Below are 11,105 nucleotides of genomic sequence, written 5' to 3'. Positions count from 1 at the left end.
CAAATTAATGGAAAAATCAATACTTCATGCAGTAGAAGTACCTTGGCAAATAAGCCCGTCTCACGATTTTATAGAATTTATAGGAGAGGAAACAGAAGTTAAAACAAAATTTTTAATTAATTATAACGCTAAAATAAGGGAGCGTGAAATTAAACATTTATGTAGACAGTATGGTAACGAAGAGAAAATACCAGATGAGATTTGGAATAGGGTTGGAAATGCAATTATAGAGATTAATTTTGCTCAGGTCCACTTTTTTAGCAAAACTGTATCACAGCAAGAATATGGACTGTTAGATTCAGAGAAATTTGATTTAAGTCAAATAGCAAATTTAGATGATGATCTGTGGAATGAAACAAATATTTGTCCGGATCCTAGCTTTTATGAAGTAATAAACTCAAATTTGAAAAGTAGATTAGGTATTGATTCTTTAAGTGTAAGACATTGGTTAATTTTAGGCCATGATGTTTTTTTTGATATATTAGCGCCATCATTTAACTGGGAAGTAGTTTAGTGAAGCAATTTATTCAATGTTTTATAATTGAATTTAAACCAATTAAGTTAATTGATTCTAAATAAAAAAATTAAAATAGCAAAACACCTTTTTATATAGTGATGATTGTTCTACACTGTCTTTTCACTAAAAAAGGGTGTTTTTCTTCTTTACAAATAGCGATTTATCCTATCATATCATGTAATTGAGTGGAATTTCTTTCTGCTGAATATGTCGGCAAACGAGCATACACGATACGATTATGTGTGAAGACGGTTTGGTGAACAGCAAATAATATTAGGTTAATAATAGTAGAAATATAAGCGTAGTATTTAGTAACAAAAATGCAGGAAATCGTAGGTCAGGCTGTAAAAATCCTAGCTTACGAATATGATACGCAAGGCCGAGCGACGGCTCAGACGATGCAGGAGACCGGACTATAGAATACAACTGATCTGGTCGGACGAGTGTCTGTAATCTTCAGGCTCAGGAGCTACTGGAGAAGTACGGATACGGCATGGTAACCGTATAGCTTCTCAGATTTATTCCAAAATATAGTAATTTCCTGATATGGAAACAGGACTCTCTAAAGTCCAAAAATCCGCTTTAGGGGATCTATTTTTTACTCTGGCTGCTCTCTTGGGGTGTGGCGGGGGCAGGTGGAGCAATTTCAACGGCGGCTCCGATAACATTCACAACACGGCTATTAACTGGTGTCGCTGCAATGATTGTTGCCACCAGCGAGTACAGTGAAGGAACTAGTGATATCGCTAAAGTCAGACAAGGTGATCTGTCCCAGTCTCGGAGCGGGCTTTGGCAAGCTGAATAAGTAGTATGGTGACACTATCAAATACTGGTGAATAACTCCTAGCCCCAAAAACAAGCAGTAAACTTGTATGGGAGCTTTTCAATAATTAGCTTATTTCTTAATCAATCGACCCTATGAAAGCCTATACATTCTTTTAAATAAAAAAGTTGACATATGTTTAAAAACAGGAAAAAGTCACTAAGGCTAAATTCGCTTGTTATATGAATTATGCATTCCTTAATCTGATGAAATTCGACATTTTTTATGCTAACGGATGTGTTCGAAATTAAGCTAAAAGTCACTGAAGTTGTCGTATCAAGGAATAAGCCCTTTTTAGGAATTCATAAGTAGGAAATTGGAACGGAGAAGTAGTGCTATTGCGCAATTGTGCTTAACATTTTTGAGTTTTTCTTATCGCTCATTCACATTTTATTAATTCAGTTCGATAAGATTAGAATATTTGCATATATATGTATAAAAATGAGTATTAAGTCACAGAAGCTCCCTTTTCTACTGCGAATTTACAAAATATAAAGCAGTGGCTAATATGATTGGGGACACGGGAGATATTGGAATTTATAAAGGGGTAATGAGTTTTGAACAAGAGACTAGATAACAGATGTAGTAACAAAATGAAATGGGGCCAAACGATTTTTGGAGCGCTGTTGGCGCTTAGTCTGGTGTTACTCAGTGGGGGTAACGCGTGGGCCTCATCCAATGAACAATTAAAATGGATTGAGGGCGGCCGAAAGATAGACTTGGGAAAAATGGCTACGGTTGAACTGGACTCATCTCTTCTTTTCTTGGATGCGGCTAACACTGCAAAAGTGAGTGAGATGAATCACGAGAAGCCAACTAGCAAGGAAATTGGGAGTATATTTCCGAAAGATGAAAATCAAAATTGGGAAGTTGTTTTTGAATACGATGAACTTGGACACATCAAGGATGATGAAAAAGAAGACATCGATGCGGATGCCATTCTAGATAGTTATAAAGAGGGTACGGAAGAGAGTAACAAGGAAAAAGCGGAAAGTGATCGCCTGTATGTTACGGGTTGGGATGTGGAGCCTTTTTATAATAAAACGACCCATAATCTAACCTGGTCTATGCTGGCGGAGGATGGGAACAAGGAAAAGCTGATCAATTATAATGTTCGTTTGCTCACTCGTCAGGGTTATATCTCTGCAATATTAGTGTCCGATCCTGCGCATTTGGACGCTGATAAGAAGTTTTTGAATGAGAATATATTACCCAAGCTGACAGTCAGATCAGGTGAGCGATACGAGGATTTTAATGCTTCAACGGACAAAATTTCCGAATACGGCCTAACCGGATTGATTTTGGGAGGAGCAGGCTTGGCAGTAGCTAAAAAAGTAGGCTTATTGGCATTACTCATTGCTTTTTTTAAGGGCGCGGGAATTAAGGTTATCATACTTATTGGTGCTGCTTGTGCAGGTATGTTTGGTGTGATCGGCAAGTTTTTCGCCAAATTATTTCGCAAGAAAAAATCGGAATCCATGCACAATGAAACGAACGCTCAGGATCAGTCAGAAACACTACAGTAACGATAAAGAAACACTCCATAAAATTGCTAATAAAAAGGGGATGGTGATTGAGCGCAAAACACAATCTCAGGCAGCCTAGAAGCACACCTGGATACGTAACTTGAGCAGAAAATTATGAACAGATGATCATGGAGACGTTAGACCCATGAATCATCTGTTTTTCGTTTTTTATCCCTTGTAATACTTTCGGTACACCGCGGGCGTTGTGCCTTCATACTTTTTGAATATTTTAATGAAATAGCCCGGCTCATTAAAGCCGAGCTCGCTACTGATCTGAGATACAGGAATATCTGTAGCTTCGAGCAACTGCTTCGCCCATCTCATCTTCAAGCGGGAAAGATAGCTGGAAAAGTTCTCACCCGTTTCCTTGGCAAACAGCCGACTAAAATAGCTTGGGCTAATGTGGCACAAGTCAGCCATGGCTTTAAGAGAAAAAGTTTCACCCTTGTGCTCAAAGATATATTCGAAGGCGGGTTTTAGTACGGGATTTCCGCACGGAATATCCACATCTCCTGAGGAATTCAGATAGGCATCTGCTAAGAAATTATTCATTTCTTTCTTAAGGTTTTCGATATGCTCCAGCGAGTAGCCAGGAAGGATCTCGGACAACTGCGGAGTGGACTGTGTGCCCGACGCTTTCTCGAACATTTCTGCGAGGAGATTTTTGTTCATCGCTTCTTCAACAATATAATTACACAATAAGGATAACATGTTGGAGATCGTCTGAATTTCCTGATAGGTCATGGAGGGCAGATCGGCGTAGTCATTCTTAAGTTCCTCCCATTTAGAACTGTACAGTTTTTCATTTTTTGATGTGAGGATTTGCTCCAGCTGTAAGGCGCTCGAAGGATCGGCTAAGCGGACCTGACCTGCCATGACGGCGCCGATATACTTATCGTCGATAATGATCGGTACCGCGATGTCGATGATGTCATAATGACAGAGATAAATATAAGGTTTGTTGGAACGCACCGCTTCAAGTCCACCGCGAGAGTCACATTTTTGGCAGTAGGGAAGGAGATTCTCATCCTGACGAACCTTCTTGCAGAACGATTGGCATTGGCTGTGGCTAGTTACGGGATTCCCTTTATAATCGACGGTGAGAATGGCTAATTGGGTAACGGATGCTAATGAATCCTGCAATTGCTCCCACTTTTTCAAATCAAAGATTTTCTGGATGCTCAAATGTTCACGTATCAAGATCTCATCCCTTAATGGTAAATTATCCTGTAAGCAATAACAAAAAAGTACAATTTGTGATCTTCAGTGCAAAAAAATACGATTATAAATTATAATATATTCCTTGATTCCTCCAATGTAAAGTTTACATGGTTCAGTTATAGTTTTAATCAGAACGAAGCCAACACAATCATAAGGAGGAATTATAGATGAGAAAAGCTTTTATCAGCCCAAGCAAATATGTACAAGGTGAAAACGAATTGTTGAATTTGGGTTACTATGTGAGCACCTTCGGCAAATCCGCTTTACTGATTGCGCATCCTGCCGATGTGGCGCGGGTAAAAGATAAACTTGATTCCACTTTGGGTAAATATAACGTGACCTTTATTGAAAGCGGTTTTATGGGTGAGTGTTCCAGACAGGAAGTGTCTAGACTTCAGGAAATTGCTACTGCAAATGGATGCGATTGTATCATAGGTCTCGGCGGCGGGAAAGCGATCGACGCGGCGAAATGCGTGGCTCAAGGGGAAGCGCTTATCATTTGTCCGACCATTGCTGCGACGGATGCACCGACAAGTCACTCGGCCGTTCTTTACACCCCGGAAGGCGCTTTCGACGATTACGCCTATTTTAAGCAAAGTCCGAGTGTCGTATTAGTCGACACCACCGTAATCGCTAATGCACCAACCCGATTCCTTGTATCAGGTATGGGTGATGCACTGTCGACTTACTTTGAAGCCCGTGCGACCTCCCGTTCTTACTCCAGGGTCAATGCCGGACTGCCTAACGGAGTACGCGAAGGACAGTGTGCGCCAGCAGTAGGTACAAATGCGGCGATTGCACTTGCAACGCTATGCTATGAAATGCTGTTGAAAGACGGTGCCAAAGCAAAAGCGGCATGTGATGAAAACCAGGTTACGCAAGCACTCGAAAATATCATTGAAACTAATATTTTACTCTCAGGCCTCGGCTTCGAAAGCGGTGGACTTGCGGCGGCCCATGCGATTCATGACGGACTCACGATTTTGGAAGGCACGCATCATTATTATCATGGAGAGAAAGTTGCATTCGGCACGATCGCACAGCTGGTGCTCGAAAACGCACCGACGGAAGAATTAGATCAGGTACTCGATTTCTGTTTAGCCGTCGGTTTACCGGTCTGCTTGGCTGATATCGGCGTCGATCATATCAGCCAGGAAGAACTCATGGAAGTAGCAGCAAAGGCCTGCATTCTGGAGGAATCGATTCATTCCATGCCGTTTCCGGTCACAGTGGAGCAGGTTGCTGCGGCAATCGCTGCGGCCAACCGTATCGGGAGCCAGTACAAAGCGGAGGTAGAATAGCATGAAAAAGGTCATCAACCGTGCGGAAAATTTGGTCCTTGAGATGTGCAGTGGTATTGCGCTCGCGCATCCCGAGTTGGAATTTCTGCCGAAATACAAAGTGCTCAAGAAAAAGGAATTGAACGCGGAGAAAGTAACACTCATCAGCGGCGGTGGCAGCGGGCATGAACCCGCCCACGCTGGCTTCGTTGGCAAAGGGATGCTCGATGCCGCGGTCTGCGGTGATGTCTTCGCCTCTCCCTCACAAATTCAAGTATATCAGGCCATCCGAGCGACAACCGGGAGAAAAGGTGCGCTGCTGATTATTAAAAATTACAGCGGCGATATTATGAACTTTAGAAACGGCGCCCATCTGGCCACTGAAGACGGTCTGGAAGTGGACTATGTAAAGGTTGAAGATGACATCGCTGTAGAAGACAGCCTATATACAGTCGGACGGCGCGGGGTGGCGGGAACGATACTCGTCCATAAAATCGCGGGCGCAGCGGCGGAAGAGGGCCGGAGTCTGGCGGAAGTTAAAGCAGTGGCGGAGAAAGCCGCTGCAAATGTACGCAGTATCGGATTCGCATTGACTTCGTGTACCGTGCCGGCGAAGGGCACGCCAACATTAGAGCTCGAGGATGATGAAATCGAGTACGGTGTCGGCATTCACGGCGAGCCTGGGACCAGCCGCGAGAAGCTGACGGATGCGGATACGCTGGCAGGCAGAATGGTAACCGATCTCCTTCGAGACATGCAGATCGAAACTGGATTCAGCGGAGAAATCGCTCTGTTGATCAATGGTTTCGGTGGTACGCCTCTGCAAGAACTGTACCTCTTCAACCATTCGGTCACTCGCGAACTAGCAGCGAAGGGGATCACGATCGATCGCACTTTTGTCAACAATTATATGACGAGTATCGATATGGCAGGTATCTCGGTTTCCATCATGAAGCTGGACAACGAACTGAAAACGCTTCTTTCCCATGAAAGCAACGCGCCTGCGTTCAAGGTGGCTGGACCTGTTGATCATGTCGTATTCACGGATATTTCAACTGTAGCAGACGAAAAGCGGCAAGTATCCTTTGAAGTAGAAACGGACCCTGCCTTTGCGGTTATTGAGAACAACAAGATTACGTTGAACAATCTTATCTACCTAGTCGATAAGATGAGTGAGGTTATCATCAAGAATGAGGTACCTTTCTGCGATCTTGACTCTCATGCAGGTGACGGCGACTTTGGCATGAGCGTTGCAAAGGGATTTCGTCAGCTGAAACGGGAATGGCGAGACATCCTGAATCAAGACTCTTTGACGATGGGAGCCTTTCTTCATTCATGCTCGCTCGTCATCATGGAATACTGTGGTGGCGCTTCGGGTCCGATCTGGGGCTCAGCATTTCGCGCAGCGGCACGATCTGCGGGCGAACGAAGCGAACTCACCGTTTCCGAATTTGCAGATATGATGCAGGCTGGGGTGCAAGGCATACAATCGACAGGCGAACGTTCCTTCGGCAGAGGAGCCGTTGTTGGCGATAAGACGCTTATTGACGCATTAGTGCCATGTGCGGATAGCTGGTTGGAGAGCGCAAAATTAGATTTTGACGTGAAGACAGCCTTTGTAAGAGGTGGTCAAGCCGCTGTATTAGGGGCCAAAAAGACGGAAGACATCGTGGCGCGCATGGGCCGTGCTGGAACGGTAGGAGAGAGAAGCCTTGGTTATCCTGACGCGGGAGCCTATGCGCTTGGAGTGATTTTTACGGAGCTTGCTGAATGTTTGAACTGATTCTCTATAAATCCAAAATTACTGGCCGCGAACACTTCGTTTAGATAGCTATTCCTGCCTGTAACACTCGCTAATTATTAAATTCAAGATTTGTTCATTGCAATTGATGGGTATTAGGTTTATAATTTCAAACGGATTCAAAGGGCTTATCCCGGAATCCATGGGAGTTCATCCCATCTGAGCTAGCTTACTGCATGCTCAAATAAGAATTAAGCGAGGGATTTACAATGAAAACCTGCTGCACTATCCAAGTTGACGAAGACAGTTTAGTTATTGATTTGCCAGAAGAAGGAACCACGCTAGAGTCCCTGCTCGGTGATATTGAGAGCTGTGGAGGTAGTGAAGAACCTTGGTTGCAACTTATAGACAAGGTAATAGGTAACTCATCTGAGACTGTACTGACAGATCAAGCGACGGATGGCGGCGATATGAAGGAAGATCAGACGACCAAAGAACCTCAAGCAACTGCTCAGGGGTAATAGGGAGATCCTACGTTAAGACGATATTTGTAACATTATTCGATCACATATAAGATCATCTATAAGACTGCTATACCGAGCTAAAGCATCGGGAAGCAGTCTTTTTTTATTAAACAACTGAAGTTCGAACCAAAACCCGCCAAATTTTGCAATGGGTAAATGAGTCTTTTGTCCCTTTAGTACTCTATAGTAGTCAACTAAGCAAAACACATCCCAAAACCGTGACTTCCTGTTCATTTTCTATCATAAAGTCGAAATGTAACATGAAACTAACTATAATAGTAGTATCATCCATATACAGGTAAGTGACATCTATGTTTGGACCTGATCCTCTTGTTGTATAAAGGGGGGACGAAAGAGCGGAGAACAACGTACTGATAAGTCTTATCTACTTTATAAAAAGGAAGGAATGTGTAAATGATGAATGGGCAATGGATCCTGCCAAGGATCGCAAAAAGAGTAGCGGTAATGCTAACAGCAGTATTACTATTAACGTTAACGAACGGATTCAACTGGAATACGCAAACAGCAGAGGCTGCTGGGACGACCCCTGTGGAACGTTACGGACAACTTTCAGTAAAGAATGGTAAACTGGTGGATAAAAACGGTAAACCTGTACAACTCAAAGGTATTAGCTCTCACGGCGTCCAATGGTTTGGGGATCTGGTAAATCAGGACTCTATGAAATGGTTACGGGACGATTGGGGCATTTCCGTATTTCGGGTTGCGCTGTACACTGAAGAAGATGGTTATATCGCCAATCCTTCTTTGAAGAATAAAGTGAAGGAAGCGATTGAGGCAGCACAGAAACTGGGCTTGTACGTCATTATCGACTGGCACATTCTTTCAGATGGCGATCCGAACATTCATAAAAATGAAGCCAAAGCTTTCTTTAATGAATTTTCAACTCAGTACGGCCATTTGCCTAACGTAATCTATGAGCTTGCCAATGAGCCGAATGGGAATGTGAACTGGAACAATCAAATCCGACCTTATGCGTCTGAGGTATCTCAGGTTATTCGCGCTAAGGACCCGGACAATATTATTATTGTAGGAACAGGCACATGGAGTCAGGATGTACATGATGCAGCAGACCATCCACTTCCAGACAAGAATACAATGTATACCGTACATTTCTATGCGGGTACGCATGGACAGTACTTGCGCGATCGGGTCGATTATGCGCTGAACAAAGGCGTGGGCATATTTGCTACCGAGTGGGGTACAAGCGATGCTTCGGGTAACGGTGGACCGTTCCTGAATGAATCCAAAGTATGGACCGATTTTCTGGCCAGCCGTGGAATCAGCTGGGCTAACTGGTCGCTGGCAGATAAAAATGAGACCTCTGCTGCGCTGTTGCCTGGTGCTGACCGTAAGGGCGGATGGCCTGATTCACAATTGTCCGCTTCTGGCAAATTCGTAAAACAGGCGATTCTGGAAGGCTCCAGCAACAATGGTGGAGGCGGAAACAACGGTGGGGATAACGGCGGAGATGGCAACACTGGCGGTAATAACGGTGGTGGCAACAACGGCGGCGATAACGGCAACGGAGGAAGTACACCGGGTAGTAACGATCAAGGGATTGTGCTTCAGTATCGCACCGGTGACACGAACGCCAAGGATAACGCAATCCGTCCTGAATTTAATATCAAAAACACAGGAAAAACAGCTGTGAAGCTGAGTGATCTAAAAATTCGCTACTATTACACAGATGAAAGCAAACAAGCTCAGCAGTTTTTTGTAGACTGGGCCAGGATTGGCAATGAAAAGGTAAAAGCAACTTTTGTAACATTGCCAAATCCAAAGGCCAAGGCTGATAAATATGTGGAGATTTCTTTCACAGATGGAGCGGGAACGATTCAGCCCGGTGGGGAAAGCGGAGAAATTCAACCCCGTATTCATGCTGCAAATTGGAGCAATTTTGATGAGACCAACGATTACTCCTATGGTGCTACCCAAAAAGCATTTGCAGACTGGGACCATGGCACTGTATATCAGCAGGGTAAGCTGGTTTGGGGTATAGAACCTTAGGAACCTTAGAATCCAACCGGTACTAACTTTATCGGAACGAGTAAAGATATGGGACTTTAGGGTGCGATCTTTCCAAGCTTTGGAGTATAAAATATGCGCCTTTGGTATATGTGGACTGGAACTTTAGGAGGTAACGACTGACACTTTAGTTTCGGTGTATATACTACTAAAGTACCATATGATGTTCGACTTTTGCAGTGCTTGAATTACTTCCATAGTGCAGAGGGGTTGGTTCGAATGGACCCTTCTCTACAACAAACCCCCGCTGTTGCCATCATAGGCACGCGGGGGTTTTAATGTTTCAGAAGCTCTTCCTCTGTTCAACTACGTTTATACCAGATCAAAAGCTTTGGCCAGCAGACGGTAGGACTGAACACGTTTATCAAAGTCATGAATGGATGAAACGACCAGCAACTCATCGGTACGATACTGCTCAGCCAGTCTTAGCAGCTGTTCCTTACACTGTTCAGGGGTACCAACAACGCGCCAGGCTGCAGACTGACGCAGCCGCTCACGATCTAACTCCGTGTACGGATAGGACATTGCTGTTTTCACCGACGGAAGAGAACTCATTTCTTTACCTTGCATGAGCAAAAGGAAATACAAACTAGCACTGGACGCCAGCTGCTCAGCTTCCTCTTCAGTTTCCGCGCAGGCCACCGTAACTGCCGCCATGGAATGGGGCTTATCACCCAGGATCGAGGGCTGGAATTGCTCGTGGTAACGTGCGGTAGCTTCTACACCACCTGGAGTCCCGAAAAATTGGGCAAAGGCATAGGAGGCACCCATCATCGCGGCCAATCTGGCGCTCTCCCCGCTGGAGCCCAGCAACCATAATTCAGGGACGGTCGATATCATCGGGGAGGCATGAAGACCGGCAAACCGATGATTGTCAGGCACTGAATCATGGAAGTAGTCGATTAAATCGAGAATCTGCTGTGGATATTGTTCGACAGATGAGTACTTGCCTTCCTGCAGGGCACGAGTAGCAAGCGGTAAACCACCGGGAGCACGTCCTATTCCCAGGTCAATGCGTCCTGGATGGAGTGCCTCCAGTAAGCGGAAGTTTTCGGCGACTTTATACGCGCTGTAGTGTGGCAACATAATACCGCCTGAACCTACACGAATGCGTGATGTGTGAGCAGCCAAATGCGCAATCAGCACCTCAGGGCTGGAGTGCGCTAGTGTTTTGGACGCATGATGTTCGGATACCCAATAACGGCTGTACCCCAGTTGGTCAGCTTCGCGCGCTAAATCTGTTGTATTGGATAATGCATCCTGAGCAGTACCGCCTTCAGGAATATGAGACTGGTCCAGTATACCCAGTTTAAGCATTTATAATCACCTCTTACACAACTGTATCAGACACAACTCATTAGGTCAAAACTCATAAATGGATAGGTTGGAGTTTGGGGACCTTTTCGTTATAATAAAGGATGTGTAGA

The 11,105-nt window shown here is 44.5% G+C and carries 8 protein-coding genes; 6 read left to right on the top strand and 2 right to left on the bottom strand.

All coding sequences use genetic code 11. The features are described 5' to 3' along the window. The first annotated feature begins 7 nt into the window (after nucleotides 1-7). Nucleotides 8-514: a hypothetical protein gene (locus tag AC5ELV_RS13445; protein WP_493430608.1), complete on the top strand. Its 507-nt coding sequence runs from the start codon at nucleotides 8-10 to the stop codon at nucleotides 512-514. A gap of 1,419 nt (nucleotides 515-1,933) precedes the next feature. Then, the gene (locus AC5ELV_RS13440; RefSeq protein WP_493430709.1) at nucleotides 1,934-2,866 is read left to right on the top strand and encodes a DUF2167 domain-containing protein; all 933 of its coding nucleotides are present in this window, start codon (nucleotides 1,934-1,936) and stop codon (nucleotides 2,864-2,866) included. Nucleotides 2,867-3,034: 168 nt separating this feature from the next. On the opposite strand, the gene AC5ELV_RS13435 is transcribed toward AC5ELV_RS13440, so the two are convergent. Further along, nucleotides 3,035-4,066, bottom strand: coding sequence for a PocR ligand-binding domain-containing protein (locus tag AC5ELV_RS13435; RefSeq protein WP_493430607.1), 1,032 nt, complete (start codon nucleotides 4,064-4,066; stop codon nucleotides 3,035-3,037). A 188-nt stretch (nucleotides 4,067-4,254) separates the two neighbouring features. On the opposite strand from AC5ELV_RS13435, the gene AC5ELV_RS13430 reads away from it, so the two are divergent. The 4 genes from AC5ELV_RS13430 to AC5ELV_RS13415 all read left to right on the top strand — a co-directional run bounded on the left by AC5ELV_RS13430 (nucleotide 4,255) and on the right by AC5ELV_RS13415 (nucleotide 9,660). Then, nucleotides 4,255-5,388, top strand: a complete 1,134-nt coding sequence (locus AC5ELV_RS13430; protein ID WP_493430606.1) for a glycerol dehydrogenase — start codon at nucleotides 4,255-4,257, stop codon at nucleotides 5,386-5,388. Between the two features lies 1 nt (nucleotide 5,389). Further along, the gene (dhaK, locus tag AC5ELV_RS13425) at nucleotides 5,390-7,150 is read left to right on the top strand and encodes a dihydroxyacetone kinase subunit DhaK (RefSeq protein ID WP_493430605.1); all 1,761 of its coding nucleotides are present in this window, start codon (nucleotides 5,390-5,392) and stop codon (nucleotides 7,148-7,150) included. Between the two features lie 227 nt (nucleotides 7,151-7,377). After that, complete coding sequence (locus AC5ELV_RS13420) at nucleotides 7,378-7,629, top strand: hypothetical protein (RefSeq protein WP_025723818.1); 252 nt, start codon at nucleotides 7,378-7,380, stop codon at nucleotides 7,627-7,629. 417 nt (nucleotides 7,630-8,046) lie between these two features. After that, nucleotides 8,047-9,660 carry a cellulase family glycosylhydrolase gene (locus tag AC5ELV_RS13415; protein ID WP_493430604.1) on the top strand — a complete coding sequence of 538 codons (1,614 nt, stop codon included), beginning with the start codon at nucleotides 8,047-8,049 and terminating at the stop codon, nucleotides 9,658-9,660. Between the two features lie 330 nt (nucleotides 9,661-9,990). Here the strand turns inward: AC5ELV_RS13415 and AC5ELV_RS13410 are convergent, their stop codons facing one another. Next, nucleotides 9,991-10,995 carry an LLM class flavin-dependent oxidoreductase gene (locus tag AC5ELV_RS13410; RefSeq protein ID WP_493430603.1) on the bottom strand — a complete coding sequence of 335 codons (1,005 nt, stop codon included), beginning with the start codon at nucleotides 10,993-10,995 and terminating at the stop codon, nucleotides 9,991-9,993. Between the last annotated feature and the right edge of the window lie 110 nt (nucleotides 10,996-11,105).

It is taken from the genome of Paenibacillus sp. NMA1017, from assembly GCF_058895805.1.
Note: the sequence above shows the minus strand (reverse complement) of the source record. Positions and strands in the feature narration are given on the sequence as shown.

Excerpts from the sequence above, each read along its gene's own strand:
- AC5ELV_RS13445 (WP_493430608.1), top strand. The coding sequence starts at position 8 with ATGGAAAAATCAATACTTCATGCAGTAGAAGTACCTTGGCAAATAAGC.
- AC5ELV_RS13440 (WP_493430709.1), top strand. The coding sequence starts at position 1,934 with ATGAAATGGGGCCAAACGATTTTTGGAGCGCTGTTGGCGCTTAGTCTG.
- AC5ELV_RS13430 (WP_493430606.1), top strand. The coding sequence starts at position 4,255 with ATGAGAAAAGCTTTTATCAGCCCAAGCAAATATGTACAAGGTGAAAAC.
- dhaK (WP_493430605.1), top strand. The coding sequence starts at position 5,390 with ATGAAAAAGGTCATCAACCGTGCGGAAAATTTGGTCCTTGAGATGTGC.
- AC5ELV_RS13420 (WP_025723818.1), top strand. The coding sequence starts at position 7,378 with ATGAAAACCTGCTGCACTATCCAAGTTGACGAAGACAGTTTAGTTATT.
- AC5ELV_RS13415 (WP_493430604.1), top strand. The coding sequence starts at position 8,047 with ATGATGAATGGGCAATGGATCCTGCCAAGGATCGCAAAAAGAGTAGCG.
- AC5ELV_RS13410 (WP_493430603.1), bottom strand. The coding sequence starts at position 10,995 with ATGCTTAAACTGGGTATACTGGACCAGTCTCATATTCCTGAAGGCGGT.